This is a genomic window from Rubritalea marina DSM 17716, assembly GCF_000378105.1.
Lineage (GTDB): Bacteria > Verrucomicrobiota > Verrucomicrobiia > Verrucomicrobiales > Akkermansiaceae > Rubritalea > Rubritalea marina.
The window spans coordinates 76,925-92,096 of sequence record NZ_KB899254.1; the positions used below are offsets into that span (position 1 = coordinate 76,925).

Below are 15,172 nucleotides of genomic sequence, written 5' to 3' on the forward strand. Positions count from 1 at the left end.
CTTATATACGATGCTTCATCACGCTCTTGTGTCTAGCATATGTAGGGGCGTAAACACTGCAATTGAACCCATGAAAAACTACTCCTCGATTAAATCTTCGGCTCAGTTCCTAACTATTCTACTAGGGCTGAGCGTGGTACCCGCACATGCTGCATCCTATTATTGGGATACAAATGGCGCAACGGCTGGCTTTGGCGCAGCAACTGGCACTTGGGCTGACCCGACCGCTGGCCCAACGGAGGGTTGGTCCACTGACACAACAGGTGGATCTGCGATCAACTCGGTAACGACGACATCTAGCGATGACGTATTTTTTGGTACGGACACGGTAGGTCTGACAACTGGCACAGTCACCCTTTCAGGAGGACAAACTGTTGCAAATTTACGTTTCGGCAAGGCTTCAGGTGACATCACCTTGAGTGGTGACCAACTCACCATCGTAGGAGGTTTTCAAACGATTGCAGCCTCCTCTGGAGGAGGTACGGCATTGGGAAGTCACACGATCAATAATGACATTTTGATCGCAAGTGGGGCAGTAAATTTTGGTACCCAGAATACTGCGAACGAGCAGATTACTGCGAATGGTGTCATTAGTGGTGGTGGCTCTGTCTATTCTCGAGCGGTCAATAATTCGGGTGTGATCACCTTCACAGGCTTGAATACGTACACTGGTTCTTTTCAAGTGATTACAGGTCAGGCAAACGTCAATAGTGTCGCCAACATTGGAGTTGCATCGGCGATTGGTGCTGGCTCTATGGTGCAGCTCGGCGGTGGGGGCGGACAGGTTCCAAACTTCAACTACACCGGCGCGACTGCCGGATCAACTGATCGGGCGTTCAACATTAATTCATCGGGTGCGGCAACGATTATTGCCCAGAGTGGCGCGCTTGAGATTTCGGGAGCTGTCTCGTCTCTCCTTACGAACGGTCACCTCCAACTTTCTGGTACAGCGGACACTGGGGTGAATACCATTTCTGGGGTTATTTCTGATGGCACTGGTGACCTCAGGCTTACTGTGGGAGACAAAGCACCTACCAATGGTTCTACTGAGGATAGTTACTGGAAACTCTCCGGAGACAACACCTACACTGGCAGAACCATCCTATCAGCAGGTACCTTGGAAGCTGACCATGTCAATGCTTTGGGTGTTGGTGGCGACATCGAATTTGAAGGTGGTACTCTTAAGTTCACATCAAACAGCGCTGCAGCTGACTACAGCTCGCGCATTGTGAACAGTTCTGGTGATCTGAACATCGACACCAATGGACAGAATGTGACCTTTGCCACAGCCATAGCCAACAGCAACACCGGGGACTTGGTCAAGGAAGGTAGTGGGACACTCACCATACAGATTGACAGTGCGCATGGTGGTAGCACCATTGTGAATGGTGGAACACTTCAGATTAAAAATATTGCTGACTTGTCTCAACCATCCCAGTCAAATTTTGAGATCAACAATGGAAGTACTTTAGAGCTGGAGTCCAGCATTGGAGGCAACAACCGCACTGTGTTTAACGCGAAGACAGTGACCTTTGGCAGTGCTGGCGGTGGTACCTTAGACTTCAAAGGCGGTAACAACTTATTGCAGGGAACCGGACACAATATCGTCACCACTGGAGGGGCAAAAAATACGGTTTCTTCCACCAGTGGTGGATTCATGAACATGCAGAGCACTGGGGTTGTGAACTTCAATGTGGCTGATGGCACCGATGACGTGGATCTCGAGCTTTCAGCGACCTTTGCCAATGGCTCAATCAATAAAACTGGTGCTGGTAAGATGGCGGTGACTGGAACGCATACCCAGGATGGGAATATCACCATCGGTGCTGGCACCCTAGAAGTTGCTGGTAATGCGGCGCTGAACGGTGGTAGCTACGCTGGCAACATTGCCAACAGTGGTACCTACAGCCACAATAGCACAACAAATCAAACCATCAGCGGGATCATCAGTGGTACTGGTGACCTTGTGAAAGATGGCACTGGTGACCTCACCCTCACTGGAACCAACACCTACACTGGCAGCACGACTGTCAATGGTGGGCTTTTGGATATCGATGGCGACAATTCCTTGGTTACCGGCTTAACCACTGTAAATACTGGTGGTGCACTAGGTGGTGTAGGAACTATCGGCGGTGATGTACTTGTCAATGTAGGAGGTCAGCTCGATCTCACAGATCTTTCGATCGCAGCCGCATTGACCATTGATGGTAACCTCAACCTCGAAGATGTGGATACTGGAGCCTTGAAGTTTGAATTGGGAACTCCTGGAGCTGGCGACATGATCACAGGGATTGATGCCTTGTTGATTGATGGTTTACAGCTCGATAGCTTTGCATTCACCGACTTAGGTGGTGTGGCTGAGGGGTTATACACCTTGTTTGATGCGACAACGGTTACCGGTTCATTGGGAACTGGTGTCAACGGTACGCTCTTTGGTTATGATGCGAACCTCAGCATCGACGGAGCGCAGAATGTGGTTCTCCAGCTTACTACTGCTGTACCAGAACCATCCTCAGCTGTGATGCTTGCGCTTGGCGCTGGTGGCCTTTTGATGCGCCGCCGCCGCAACGCTTAATTCAAGTTTTCTCATTTACTTTCCTGTTCAGTGGTAGCGTCGCGTGACGATGGCTAGACTGAGCAGGGAGCTGAGAGGCATAAGGATCGCTGCAAGGAGTGGCGACATGTGACCCGAGCATGCGATACCTAGAACCATTAGGTTGTATATGATGGTGTATGCAACGAGGGTCAGCTTGCGTCTGCGACGTTGGGATTTGATGTCAAAGAGCTTTGCCAGAAAGCCCATTGATTCGTCGGTGAACAGGAAGTCTACGTCACTGGTGAGCATATTGATATTGGCAAAAGGTGCCCCACTTAGAGTGGCGCGCTGAAGCGCGGGCAAGTCATTCACACCGTCGCCAATGTAGAGAACGGGGCTGGGGTGCTCTTCGAGCTTCTGAATGGCCAGTTCTTTCTCCTGAGGCATTAATCCTCCGTGGTGTTCGGCGATGCCGAGCTTGTTGGCGAGGCGCTCGACGCGTTCTGGGCTGTCGCCTGAGAGGATGCTGGGCGCGTTGGGTAGGAGTTTCTTGATTGCGGTGACCGCGGTGGCAGCCGATTGACGTGCTGCTTCGTGGAAATGGAAGTCACAGATGACTGCCTCATTCAGTCGTAGCTGGCAGTGAAGTTCTTCAGTATGAGAGCTGTGGTGCCCGCGACCGAGGAAGTAATGGTCTCCATTAGCCAGCTTCAAGCTCGTACCCATGCCTGCGGTTTCGTCGGCGCCTTCAGGGATCGATGTGTTGGTGATGCCAGCCTTGATCAAGGCGGAGAAGATGGAGCGGCTCAAGGGGTGGTGGGAGCGCTTTGTGAGTGTGAATAGTGCTTCTTGATGGCAGTGGGGGAGCGCATGTAGCTGCTCGAGATCGACCAGTTCAGGCTTGTCTAATGTCAGGGTGCCAGTTTTATCGAAGACGACTTTATGGACTCTATTGAGGTTTTCCCAGAAGCGGGTAGTCAGAGGGAAAATGCCAAAGTGGTGGGCGAATTCCGAGCTTCTAGTGTCGAGTAAAGGGAGGGCCAAGCCGATACCACACGGGCATGAGACCACGTAGATGGAAATCAATACTTGTAATGCTTTGACCCAGTCTTGGGTGAAGTACCACCATGCGGCACTGGCCAGCAGGCCTGCGAGGAGAATGATGCCGAGATAGATTTGGATCGCGCGTTGTTGTGGCTGATTGTCCGTTTGGTCGACCTGGCGTGATTTTGAGCTGAGCAGGGTGTTGATGGCGCTGTCTTTACTGCTTGCTTCGTTGGTCTGAATCTCAATCGTGTTCGAGCTTTGGTTGACCGCGCCGGCTGGTAGAATGGCGCCGTGCTGGAAGCATTGTGAGCTTGGCTCCCCGGTAAGCCAGGCGAGAGAGATATCAGCTTTATCCGAGAGTAGACTTGCTTCGAGCGGCACCACGGTTCCCGGCGGTATCTGCAGCACGCTATCTTCATCAATGTCTTCGGTGTCGATCTGCAGGCCCTCACGAGAGGTGTAGAATTCAGGAATTGTGGTGTCTGCTTGAAAGCGGCGATTTGCTCGATTCAACGAGGTGATTTGTACCTGCTTTCCCGTGAGCATGAGGAAGGTGAATATTGCGACAAAATCGAAGTAGAATAGGTTTTCGTGGTCGGCTGCCCAACCGACGATGGAGCCGATGTAGGAGATGATGAGACCCAGTGAGATCGGGAGATCCATGTGGATGCCGCCCAGGCGCAGGGCTGTCCAAGCGCGCTTAAAAAAGTATGAGCCACCAATGAGAAGCGCCAGTGTCGATGAGGCTACCGAAATGGTGGTGAGCAGGCTGGATAGGTCTTCACTTGTTTCCATGCCATTGTAGCGCGGTAGGGTGAAGGCCATGGTGTTCATGGCAAGCGCGCCGCAGATGCCTAGCCGAACAACGAGTGATTCGGTAACGCCCTGGTGTTTGCCGAGCTTTTTAGGAAGGACCTCATAGCCTAGCTTGAAGAGGGCGTCGGCAAGCTCGGAGATATCGGTTTGATTCGCTTGGTAGCTGAGCTCAAAGGAACCGTTGGCATTGTTGGCGCGTGTTTCGATAACGCCTTCGTGTTGTTTTGCTGCAGTTTCAACCAACCAGACACAGGCCATGCAGGACATGCCGCTCAGGCCAAGGTCTAGAGTGATGAGCTCGAGGCCGTCATCGACCTTTTGTTGTTCGGCTTCCTTGAGCCAAGTCCAGTCTTTTTGCTGGAAGGGACGTTCACGAAGAGGGGATAGGGTGTCGTTCGATTTGAGATCGTAGAATAGTCCCATCCCTCCTTCGTGGATCAATTGGAAGACGCTTTCACATCCGCGGCAACAGAAGCCATCATCGGAGTGCAGTACTGGAGAGGAGCAATGTTTACAGGTGTGGGACAAGGACGCGGTGGATTAAAGGTGAGGCGTGAAAAATGGGCTCGTCTAGCGAGCAGAACCAGAGTCCGGGCAACAAGACGGGAGCTTGGTGCGATCAATCTCACGCGTGATTGTGGTGCTCTGCTCGGACTGTTCTGCAGCCGGCTTGTTTTCCGCTTGAGCGTCTGTGATGAATGGGAGTGTGCCCTGGAGGCGGATGGCTAACATCACGGTGATGACGACTAGAAAGCTTTTGCGCAGGCGGTTGCGCCATGGCCCTGGAATCCACTTGGTGAGGACGTGAGTGGATGATTGCGCGGCCCAAAGTAAGGGTACGGTGCCCAAGCTAAAGCACAAGGCGAGTTGCGCACCGGTGAGTGCAGAGCCTGAAAGTAACGAGACCCCAAAGATGAGGTAGAGTGGGGTGCAGGGTAGACAGGGTGAAATGAGCCCGAGTAACCCGCCCGCCACACCAGGTGGCTTGTCTTGCGCCCAAATTTTCGCCTTGTAGTAGGGCCGAGCAAGAAAGCGTAATTGCGGGATTTTGATGATGTTTGGGAAGGCCGTGATGATCAGAAAGGGGATCATCAACCATGGCAAGATGACGGCGGGTGAGTGGAAAAAGTAGCTGAGTGGTTGGTGGCCGATGGCGCCTGCCAACCCTCCAATGAGGGTGTAGGAGGTGATGCGGCCAGTGTGGTAGAGCAAGGTCTCTAGAAGTGCGTGGTCGCGGTTTTTAGCACGGCTGGTGACCGAGCACGCAAGGGGGCCACACATCCCCACGCAATGGAGGCTGGTGGCGATTCCCGCGCTCAGGGCAGCGATACTACTCATTTCAGTCATAGGAACGGTGTGTTTAGCTATTGGCGATACGGATGATGGTGAACCATGCTCCGATGAGAAGTAGGTGCATTAGTATAACCCAGAACCAGAGGCTTTTGGTGAGTTCGAGTAACTTCATTTTTGTGAGATGTCTTCTTTGTAAAGTGATGGGTTGGGCCCAAGGAAGCGAGCGGCAAGCTTCTGAGAGGAATCGTCGTCTGCTGTGACTTTGAATTCGATGTCCAATGGCCCGTTGTATTCAGCGATAGGTGAGAGCACCGAGAGGGTGATCGAATCGTTTCCTAGGGCGCTGACTTCTAGTGTGCGATTCTCGACATTGAGGCCCGCGTGCTCTGAGTCTAAGAGCTCGATGGAATAAGTCGCGCTGCGGTTGCGCTTGTTGGTGATGTGGATGACAAAGGTGTTGCGGACGCCTTCTGCGCTTGCGCTGTAGGTGGTCTGACGCATGCGCGTGAGTCCGGCATAGAAGGGCTTTGCTTTGCTCACGAAAGTGGCACTAAGGGCTCCTAGGCCGAAGAGGGTGAAGACGAGGTAGAGCAGGATGCGCGGTCGGATGATCTTGCGCTTGCCAGTATTGATGCCGGCGCTGGAGTCATAACGGATCAGCCCGGTAGGGCGCTTTACTTTGCGCATGATGTCATTGCAGGCATCGATGCAGGAAGAGCAAGCCACGCATTCGAGTTGCAGGCCATTGCGAATATCGATGCCGGTTGGACAGACTTGGACGCAGCGGCGGCAATCGATGCAGTCGCCTTTCTCAGATGTGTCATTCTTGCGGATTTTACCACGAGGCTCGCCACGTTGGTCGTCGTAGAATACTGTGACCGTTTGGTCATCAGTGAGCGCCGACTGGAAGCGCCCGTAGGGGCAAAGGATGATGCAGAATTGCTCGCGGAACCAGCCGAAGCAGAAGGTGAAGATGCCGGTGAATGCGAGGATGAAGAGGAACTGGGAGATGTGTTCTCCCGGTGATTGGCGCATGTTCTCCCAGACCTTGGGAATCGAGATGAAGTAGGCCAGGAAAATGTGCGCCAGGATGCAGGAGGCGATGATGTAGAGCCCCCATTTGGAGATGCGTTTGAAGGCTTTGCTTGAGCTCATCGGCGCGGCGTCGAGCTTGCGGCGTTTGGGTGCATCACCATCGATGAAGCGTTCAATTCTGCGGTAGAGGTGTTCGAGAAAGACAGTGTAGGGGCAGAACCAACCGCACCAGACGCGACCTACCAATGAGGCGAGAACGAAGAGTGCGAAGGCTAGCCCAGAAACAAGGAAAAAGAAGACCCAGAAGTCTTGTGTCAGCAGGGTGAGTCCAAAGAAGTGAAAGCGTCGTTCGGCGAGGTCAATAAACACCGCAGGATATCCATTGATTTGAATCCAAGGTAGAATGATGTAGACGGCGATGAGAGCCCAAGCGGTGAGGCGGCGGCGGATGGTGAAGGAACCCTTCACATCGGCTGGGTGGATGTTGAACTTTGAGCCGTCTTTGTTGATCGTTGAGAGGCTGTCTAAGTTCGGTGCTTTTTGGTGCTGATCCACAGATGGAATTTGAAATTGATAGGGTGGTTGAGGTGAGGTGCCCCCGCTACGGTATGACACCCCACCTCGTTTGGGAGGAATTGGTTGAAATCGGTTTATTCCTTGTAGGTGGCAAAATCGTCAGGATTTTGCTCGATCAAGTAGGCGGTGACTTGCGCGACTTGCTCGGCGCTGAGGCCTGATTTCCCCCAAGCCACCATTTTTAGGCCATTGAGGCCATTGCTGCCCTCTGGAGTGCCGTCGTTGATGATTTTAAAAACATCCATGGGCTTGCCTCCATAGAACCACTCACCATCGTTGAGTGGGCGGCCTGTGGTGCCGCCATTGGCTGCGAGGTCAAGGCCGTGGCAAGCGGCACACATCTTGGAGTAGATGTCTTTGCCGGCTGCTACCACGCTGTCGTCAGTGGCCCACTGATTGACCAGTGTGTTGTCGTCCATATTGTTGAGCAGCTGCTGGAGGGCGGATGCGCGTTGTTCTTCGATTTTGGCGACACGCTCATCCATGACTTTGCTTGATGATGGTAGTAGGTCGAGGGTGTAGTAGAGGGTGTAGTATATGAAGAACGCAGCGATGGCTGCCCAGAGGGTGAAAAGCCACCAGTTTGGGAGCTTTTGATCGTACTCTTGGATGCCGTCGTACTCGTGGGTTCGGAGTACGATTTCACCTTTTTCGCGAGCATAGTCTGCGCGCTTGATTGCTTCATTTGACGTGATTTCGTCTGGTTCCATTTTGTCCATGTGTGAGAAGATGGTTGGAGTTTAATCGTCGAGTTCGATGGCGTTTTTGGCGATCTCTTGAGCCTTATCTTTATCCATCTTGATGGCGTAGACCATGTTGAAGACAAAGAGGCCGAGGGTGAGCAAGAAGAAGGTGATCTGAGCGAGCTGCTCGGGGTTCTCTAGAACGTATTGTTTGAGCATGGATCTGATGGGTTAGCGTTGAGCGGTTGCTTTTTTCATTTTGCGGTCAGGGTCCTCGAAGGGTGCCGGTGCCGGTTCCTTTGGCTTGCCGTCCTCGTCGAGTGGCACTTCCCAAGCGCCTAGCTTCTGCATGTAGGCGATGAGTGCCACGATTTCCTTTTCAGCCAGCTTTGCTTCGATTTCGCTGCGGTCCATGTCGTTGCTTGCCCATGGAATGAATGGGTTCTGATTGACGATGGACTTGGAGATTTCTAGTGCTTGATCGTAGGCGTGTTGTTCGATCTCATCGTCGGTCATGGTTGGGTAGGGAACATTGAGCATCGCCTGGACTTTGATCTTTTTCGGGAGCCCTTTGATATCGGTTTCTTTTGACACCAGTGATGAATAGGATGGCATGTTGGATTTCACGTCGATATCACGTGGATTCATGAAATGACGGTAGTGCCAGAAGTTGTCGCGAATTCCTTGGCGCATGACCTTGGAGCCATCGACGATGTCGCCACCCTCACGAGCGAGGTCTGGACCGGTTCGCTTGGAGCCCCATTGGAATGGGTGGTCGTAGAGCGATTCACCCAAGCGTGAGTAGTCGCCATAGCGCACGTAATCGGTTTCCAGCATGCGAATCATCTGGGAGTGGCAGTTGTAGCACCCTTCAGCCACGTAGATGTCGCGCCCTGCGAGTTCAAGTGGGGTGTAGACCACTTGAAGGCGATCATCGATAATCTCCGCCTTGGCCGTGAGAGTGTTGGGGATGATCTGCACTGCGCCACCAATGGCTGCGGCAAAGAAGGTGACGATGGTGAATGGTAGGTAGTTGGCCGTGATGGTTTCGTGCCAATCTGCCCAGGTCTTGGCGTTGCGCTTGAAGCGGACAAACGACAGGACTCCGAAGAATAGGAGGCCGGCAAGGGCGAACCAATTCCCTGGGCTGGTGACCCAGAAGACGAGGGCGAGGATGAAGCCAAGCACTGCAGCGAATGGATCTTGCTTGACTACCGTGCCGACGGTGACGCGGTCTACTTCGGAGCGCTGGCGCACCACGACTTCGACTTGTGCGTCAACTGCTTTTCCTTGCTTACAAGTCATGAAGAGGTTGTAGGCGAGAAGGAAGAAGCCGAGAAGGTAGAGTGTGCCGCCGAGTGAGCGGGTGACAAGCATGAGTTGTGCTTCATCGAGTGTCTCGACGAATTGCTTCACCACATAGCCATTCTGCGTTTCATTGAGTGCGAGTGATTGGCCAATGCCTGCTACCCACATGGAGGCGATGTAGAGCAGGATGCCGATGAAGCCGATCCAGAAGTGTGCGTTGGCTAATGACTTGGAGTAGAGTTCGGTCTTCCAGAGGCGCGGTACGAGCCAGTAGAACATACCGGCGGCCATGAAGCCATTCCAGCCGAGGGTGCCTGAGTGTACGTGGCCGATGGTCCAGTCGGTGTAGTGCGAGAGAGCATTCACGGACTTGATTGAGAGCAGTGGCCCCTCGAAGGTGGCCATGCCGTAGAAGGTCACGGCTGCAGCGAAAAACTTGATGACCGGATCGGTTTGTAATTTGTTCCAAGCGCCACGGAGCGTGAGTAGTCCATTGAGCATGCCGCCCCATGATGGCGCCCAGAGGATGACCGAGAAAAGCATCCCGAGTATTTGCAGCCACTCAGGGAGAGCGGTGTTGAGCAGGTGGTGTGGGCCAGCCCAGATGTAGATGAAAACCAGGGCCCAGAAGTGAATAATCGATAGGCGATAGGAATAGACCGGGCGGTTCGCAGCCTTCGGCAGGAAGTAATACATGATCCCAAGGATCGGGGTGGTGAGGAAGAAGGCCACGGCATTGTGCCCGTACCACCACTGCACCAGTGCGTCCTGGACCCCGGCAAAGACTGGGTAACTGTGCGTTAGACTGGTGGGGATTTGTAGGTTGTTCACCACATAGAGCATGGTGATAGTGATGATGGTCGCGATGTAGAACCATAGAGAAACGTAGAGCGATTGTTCGTTACGTTTGATGAGGGTCCAAAAGAAATTCCATCCAAAGATCAACCAAGTGATGGCCACCAATAAGTCGATAGGCCAGATGAGTTCAGCATATTCTTTTCCCTGAGTGAGGCCGAGCGGGAGGGTTACTGCGGCGGCTACAATGATCAATTGCCATAGCCAAAAGTGCAGGCGAGTCAGGGTGTCTGAGGCGACACGGCAGCGACAGAGGCGCTGGGTAGAATAGTAAATACCGGCGAACATCATGTTGCCAACAAAGGCGAAGATCGCAGCATTGGTGTGCACTGGGCGGATGCGGCCAAAGGTGATGTAGGGGATGCCTTCGCTCTCTAGTGTGCCGCCAGAGAAGAACTCAATGATCGGGCGCAATGCAGCCGAGTCGCGGATGAATTGCCATGAGATGTTGAGTTGAAGCGAGGCTAGAACGCCCGCAGCCATGCCGACGAGGCCCCAAATGATAGCTGCCCAGATGAAGTAGCGGACGCACTTGTCGTTGTAGGTGATGGTAGTTTGATTCATGTCGGAATCAGTGGTGCTTGTTTTCGGTATTTGTGTGGTGATCTTCATCGTCTTCCAATAGTGGGAGGAGCGCAGAACGCTCCGTACTATTACCTTTTTTCCTCCACGACTCGGCTGCAAAGCAGACAATGAAGATCCCCGCTAAAAGCAGTGATATGAAAATTGTGAGATGAAGGACAGGCATGGAAATGCTGAAGATTGCGTTAGGGGTAATGTGGCAAAACAGGAACTCGGATACTTAGCCAATCTTGCACATCACCGTATAAGATATGCGATGTGTACTCGCAGGGAAAGATAAAAGGATGGCAAAGTTGTTAGTTTTCACATGTCTGGATTTCATCTAGATGATTTATTTAGAATGTTTTGAAGTGATGGGGTGTTAGGTGTGATCTGGCGTTTTCCCAGTAGTTAGGTGCTTGTGTGATCGAGTGCAAATTGAGGTATTTTTCATTCCCCATTTTGCTCATGCTCTGCTAGCAATTGGGCATGCGGATCATAGCTGGGACAGCAAAGCGGAGGGAGATCAAGGTGCCGAAGGCTGTGGTGCGGCCAACCACGGATAGAACGCGTGAGGCCTTGTTCTCGATGTTGCAGCACCATACTGCCGAGGCAAAGGTGCTTGATCTCTTTGCAGGAGCAGGATCACTGGGAATGGAGGCGCTCAGCCGAGGTGCGCAAAGCTGCGATTTCGTGGAGCAACAGGGAGCGTGTCAGAAGGTGATTCGTGAAAACTTAGCAAGCCTTCAATTGCCTCATGGGCAGGTCATTGGCATGGACGTACTGACTTTTGTGAAGCGCAACCAGAGCGTGTACGACATTGTGTTTGCCGACCCTCCGTATTACAAGGTGCCTGGTGACCGCGACTTTGCATCGGAGCTCTTTGAGATGCCTGAATTGCTTCGAGCCTTGGGCGAGGGTGGTCTTTTTGTTTTGGAGGTAGATGTGAAGCATGAGCCAGAGATTCCGAAGAGCTGGGAGTTAGTGGATCGCCGGAAGTACGGTGGTTGTTCGATTCTTATTTTACGAGCCCAGTCATGATGCGTTGTTCTCTTGGTTTTTCTGTGCCGCAGCGCTTGTTGCATCTTGGGTACAACTTGTTGCTCCCAGTGGTGTTGCTGCTTGGCGTGGGGCCGTGGTTGTTGAAAATGAGCAAGCGAGGCGGCCTGAGTATGCGTCTACTTGAACGTGTGGCGATCTATGATGATGAGGCGGAGTTCGCGCTTGGAGGTGTGGTTTATGTGCATGCGGTTAGCGTTGGGGAAGTGATGGTCGCTCTCAAGCTGATCCGGGCCTGGCAAGGTATTTACCCGAATGAACGCTTCCTTTTGGTGCCAACGACTTCCACTGGATATGATGTGGCGCTTCGTATGGCGCCTGCGAATGTTTCCGTGGTCTATAGTCCTGTGGACTTACCTTGCGTGATTCGTCGCGTGCTTAAGCGCTTTGAGCCGAAGCAAATCGTGCTGATGGAATCGGAGTTGTGGCCGAACTTGCTGGTAGAGGCGCGGCGTGCAGGTGTTCCCGTTTCCGTGGCGAATGCCCGCCTTTCTGAGCGTTCTGAATCGCGTTACACCAAGTTTGCTTGGGCGAGTGCTGGGTATTTTGCATTATTCAATAGATTCGCAGTGCAGGAAAGCCGCGACGTGGCGCGGTGGCGTGGCATTGGAGTCCCGGCTGAGGCTATTGAGGTGACGGGAAGTGTGAAGTTTGATCAACAAGGCGCCGATGCAGTGGAGGCTATCAATGAAGCCTTCCAAGAGATGCTTTCTGGGCTGTCTTCAGGGAAGCGGGTGGTGATGGCTTTGTCCACCCATGCGGGTGAGGAGGCCTTGATTGGTGAGGCTTGTATCGACTTGGAAGAGGTGTTTTATGTGGTCGTGCCGAGGCATGCCGAGCGTCGTGCGGAAGTGAAGCTGGAGCTTGAACAGCTAGGGTATGAGGTGGTGTTGCGGAGTGAACTTGAGCAGGTAGGCGGCTCCCGCCCAGCTTGTTTGGTGATCGATAGTACTGGAGAGATGAGAGACTGGGTTGCGCTGGCTGATCTCGCTATTGTTGGTAAGAGCTTTATCGGTAAGGGAGGGCAGAATCCCTGTGAGGCAATCGCGGCATCAGTGCCCGTCATCGTGGGGCCGGCGATGAATAACTTTGAGCCACTCGTCAGTATGCTGCATGAGCGGTCAGCGATTTTTCTTGCTCAGGCTAGTGTTGCGAGCCTTCGTTCGACTGTCTCAGTTGCTCTCCAAGACCGCGCGCAGTCAGAGGCTATGGTGTCTCGAGCGCAGGCAGTGCTCTCTGCACACGACGGCGCTACATTGCGGACTGTCGAGGCGCTACGCATTGGCTCGTCATGAATGAAAAAGGCGCACCATTTGGTACGCCTTCGCCATGATGAAGTGCTGTGACACGCACAGCATGTGCTTAGACGCCTCAGCCCAAAGCGCAGGCCTCGGGCCTCTGCTTGGCGGGTCGGTTCCATGGCATTTTTGCTAAGAGGATACCCATGCCGCAGAAGCCTGTGGCTCCCGCAATGAAGAGCCCTGCGCCGGTGCCTACGAGTACCCAGGCCCATGAGCTGGATACAAAAATGGCTAGAAGTGCCGCAGTGAGGTTGATCGTGCTGACGCAGAGGTGGACTTGTCGAATGAGCGGGATGCCGCTAGGTGTGCTACGTACCACCGGCTGGCCAGCTGATTCCCACCCCATAAGAGAGCCATCGAGTTGTGCTAGCTTGAGATTAGAGCCCGCCAGTTCGGAGGCTGCTTTTTGACAACGAGCTCCTGAGAGGCAGGTTAAAACGACTTGCTTCCCTTGTGACTTGAAACTGATCTCGGATGGGTTCAAGGAACCTAATGGATGGTTCTGAGCTCCCAAGATATGCGCTTCCTCAAACTCTGAAGGCGTGCGAACGTCGACCAAGTAATAGTCTTCTGGGCTTTGAGTGAAATCTGAAATAGGGATCGTTTGCATTTGTGTTGTTGCGGTTGTTGCATTATAACTATATCACGATTTAGGAATATGCAAGAGCTTGGAGTAAAAAAAAGAATGACAGAGGCTCAACTTGAGCAGGTGGCGGCGATGTTTAAGGTGCTCTCGGAGCCGGCTCGCCTGCGCTTGATCTCTTGCCTGATGGCGGGCGGGCAGAGTGTGACTTCTTTGGTCACGCTCAGTGGATTGAAGCAATCGAATGTTTCGAAGCATCTGAAGATCCTCTGTGAGGCCGCTCTTTTGTCGAAGGAGAAGCAAGGGAACTTTGTGATTTACGCGATTGCCGAGCCCTTACTCTATGAGTTGTGTGGGCTGATGTGCCAGCAAGTGGAGAAGTCTGCTGAGGAACAACTGCGTAAATTGACTTCTGGCTAATCGCTCAGCAGGATTTGTGGCATTGGCGGATCAGGCCTTCAAGGTATTGAGTGATTTCAATCAATCCTTCGGTGTATTTGTTGTCGGGGAGGCCATGGAGCTTGGCTCTACCGTCTTCTAGCATCTGGCTAGCAGTATCAAGTGAATCTTGAATCGCGGCTGTGTAGGCGGTGTTGCCAACGAGTGATTCGAAATCGAGAGGGCGTTCCGCTTTGATGTCGTTGGTCAGCTGCTTCTTGGTTTCGGGACTGGCTGATTCGAGGAGTTTGAGTAAAGGAAGGGTGAGTTTGCCTTTCTCTAAATCCGTTCTGAGAGTTTTTCCGACGGTGTCTTCTGATCCTACAAGGTCGAGGCAGTCGTCGTAGATCTGGAATGCTGTGCCGAGGTTTAGCCCAAATGCGTAGATGTTTGCTTCAGTGGCTTCATCGGCACCAGAGAGTGAGGCAGAGATGCTGGCCGACGCTGCAAAGAGAGCGCCAGTTTTCATCGCGATGATGCGGAAGTATTCATCGACGGAAAGCGAGATGTCGAAGCGTTTTTGAGTCTGCAGAACCTCACCTTGGCAGACTTCTCGGGACGCCTTGCCTACTTTGGCACAGATCTCAATCTTTCCAAACTCCGTGGCAAGCAAGAGTGAGTGGGAGAATAGCGCGTCTCCTAGCAGGACCGCCATGCCGTTGCCCCATTTGGCATTTGGTGTGGCAATTTTGCGGCGAGTTTCGGCTTCGTCGATGACGTCATCGTGCACGAGTGTGGCCATATGGATGAGCTCGAAAATCACGCCAATCTTGAGATTGTCGTTGTTGATTGAGCCAAGTGCACCGCCTGCGAGAATCGCGAGTGCTGGGCGGATGCGTTTGCCGCTGGTGTTGCAAATGTAGTCGATGTAGGCTTCGATTTCAGGGTCGAAGGCGCGAACTTGCTCACTGATTTGTTTTTCGACCTGTTTGATTTCTTTACGAACAAGGTCGAAAGCCAGGCGGCTTTTTTGATCAGAAAATGGTTTAAGAAGAGCCATGAGTGAGCCAGATGCTATCAGTTTGCGCTAGAAGCGACGTATGTGCGGATTCTTCACAGTCATGAGTCAGATGCAACAGTA

Annotated in this window: 12 protein-coding genes; 4 read left to right on the forward strand and 8 right to left on the reverse strand. The window is 52.9% G+C overall.

The annotated features are described in order from the left end of the window. Positions 1-70: 70 nt before the first annotated feature. A complete protein-coding gene (locus F454_RS0107780) occupies positions 71-2,575 on the forward strand; it encodes a beta strand repeat-containing protein (RefSeq protein ID WP_018970083.1) in 2,505 nt (834 codons plus the stop codon). A gap of 27 nt (positions 2,576-2,602) precedes the next feature. On the opposite strand, the gene F454_RS0107785 is transcribed toward F454_RS0107780, so the two are convergent. The 6 genes from F454_RS0107785 to ccoN form a co-directional block, all read right to left on the reverse strand. Next, the gene (locus F454_RS0107785) at positions 2,603-4,927 is read right to left on the reverse strand and encodes a heavy metal translocating P-type ATPase (RefSeq protein ID WP_083912929.1); all 2,325 of its coding nucleotides are present in this window, start codon (positions 4,925-4,927) and stop codon (positions 2,603-2,605) included. Between the two features lie 42 nt (positions 4,928-4,969). Beyond that, positions 4,970-5,737, reverse strand: a complete 768-nt coding sequence (locus F454_RS0107790) for a sulfite exporter TauE/SafE family protein (RefSeq protein WP_205619005.1) — start codon at positions 5,735-5,737, stop codon at positions 4,970-4,972. Positions 5,738-5,860: 123 nt separating this feature from the next. After that, on the reverse strand, positions 5,861-7,282 hold the full coding sequence (gene ccoG, locus F454_RS14625; RefSeq protein WP_033367686.1) for a cytochrome c oxidase accessory protein CcoG: 1,422 nt from the start codon (positions 7,280-7,282) through the stop codon (positions 5,861-5,863). A 95-nt stretch (positions 7,283-7,377) separates the two neighbouring features. Next, positions 7,378-8,022, reverse strand: a complete 645-nt coding sequence (locus tag F454_RS0107805; protein ID WP_018970088.1) for a cbb3-type cytochrome c oxidase N-terminal domain-containing protein — start codon at positions 8,020-8,022, stop codon at positions 7,378-7,380. Between the two features lie 21 nt (positions 8,023-8,043). After that, entirely contained in the window at positions 8,044-8,205 is a 162-nt protein-coding gene (locus tag F454_RS16330; protein WP_018970089.1) for a hypothetical protein, read from the reverse strand. Positions 8,206-8,217: 12 nt separating this feature from the next. Further along, positions 8,218-10,713 (reverse strand): cytochrome-c oxidase, cbb3-type subunit I, encoded by a 2,496-nt coding sequence (ccoN, locus tag F454_RS0107815; RefSeq protein WP_026292787.1) that lies wholly within the window; start codon positions 10,711-10,713, stop codon positions 8,218-8,220. A gap of 486 nt (positions 10,714-11,199) precedes the next feature. On the opposite strand from ccoN, the gene rsmD reads away from it, so the two are divergent. Both rsmD and F454_RS0107825 read left to right on the forward strand, forming a co-directional pair. Next, positions 11,200-11,751 (forward strand): 16S rRNA (guanine(966)-N(2))-methyltransferase RsmD, encoded by a 552-nt coding sequence (rsmD, locus tag F454_RS0107820; RefSeq protein ID WP_018970091.1) that lies wholly within the window; start codon positions 11,200-11,202, stop codon positions 11,749-11,751. After that, on the forward strand, positions 11,748-13,064 hold the full coding sequence (locus tag F454_RS0107825) for a 3-deoxy-D-manno-octulosonic acid transferase (protein WP_018970092.1): 1,317 nt from the start codon (positions 11,748-11,750) through the stop codon (positions 13,062-13,064). Before rsmD ends, F454_RS0107825 begins: the two co-directional genes overlap by 4 nt. A 76-nt stretch (positions 13,065-13,140) precedes the next feature. On the opposite strand, the gene F454_RS14630 is transcribed toward F454_RS0107825, so the two are convergent. Next, positions 13,141-13,680 (reverse strand): rhodanese-like domain-containing protein, encoded by a 540-nt coding sequence (locus F454_RS14630; protein ID WP_018970093.1) that lies wholly within the window; start codon positions 13,678-13,680, stop codon positions 13,141-13,143. A 48-nt stretch (positions 13,681-13,728) separates the two neighbouring features. Between F454_RS14630 and F454_RS0107835 the strand changes: the two genes are divergently transcribed. Further along, positions 13,729-14,073, forward strand: a complete 345-nt coding sequence (locus F454_RS0107835) for an ArsR/SmtB family transcription factor (protein ID WP_018970094.1) — start codon at positions 13,729-13,731, stop codon at positions 14,071-14,073. A gap of 4 nt (positions 14,074-14,077) precedes the next feature. On the opposite strand, the gene F454_RS0107840 is transcribed toward F454_RS0107835, so the two are convergent. Further along, positions 14,078-15,091, reverse strand: coding sequence for a polyprenyl synthetase family protein (locus F454_RS0107840; RefSeq protein WP_018970095.1), 1,014 nt, complete (start codon positions 15,089-15,091; stop codon positions 14,078-14,080). Positions 15,092-15,172 lie beyond the last annotated feature (81 nt).

Excerpts from the sequence above, each read along its gene's own strand:
- F454_RS0107780 (WP_018970083.1), top strand. The coding sequence starts at position 71 with ATGAAAAACTACTCCTCGATTAAATCTTCGGCTCAGTTCCTAACTATT.
- F454_RS0107790 (WP_205619005.1), bottom strand. The coding sequence starts at position 5,737 with ATGAGTAGTATCGCTGCCCTGAGCGCGGGAATCGCCACCAGCCTCCAT.
- F454_RS0107805 (WP_018970088.1), bottom strand. The coding sequence starts at position 8,022 with ATGGACAAAATGGAACCAGACGAAATCACGTCAAATGAAGCAATCAAG.
- F454_RS16330 (WP_018970089.1), bottom strand. The coding sequence starts at position 8,205 with ATGCTCAAACAATACGTTCTAGAGAACCCCGAGCAGCTCGCTCAGATC.
- ccoN (WP_026292787.1), bottom strand. The coding sequence starts at position 10,713 with ATGAATCAAACTACCATCACCTACAACGACAAGTGCGTCCGCTACTTC.
- rsmD (WP_018970091.1), top strand. The coding sequence starts at position 11,200 with ATGCGGATCATAGCTGGGACAGCAAAGCGGAGGGAGATCAAGGTGCCG.
- F454_RS0107825 (WP_018970092.1), top strand. The coding sequence starts at position 11,748 with ATGATGCGTTGTTCTCTTGGTTTTTCTGTGCCGCAGCGCTTGTTGCAT.
- F454_RS14630 (WP_018970093.1), bottom strand. The coding sequence starts at position 13,680 with ATGCAAACGATCCCTATTTCAGATTTCACTCAAAGCCCAGAAGACTAT.
- F454_RS0107835 (WP_018970094.1), top strand. The coding sequence starts at position 13,729 with ATGCAAGAGCTTGGAGTAAAAAAAAGAATGACAGAGGCTCAACTTGAG.
- F454_RS0107840 (WP_018970095.1), bottom strand. The coding sequence starts at position 15,091 with ATGGCTCTTCTTAAACCATTTTCTGATCAAAAAAGCCGCCTGGCTTTC.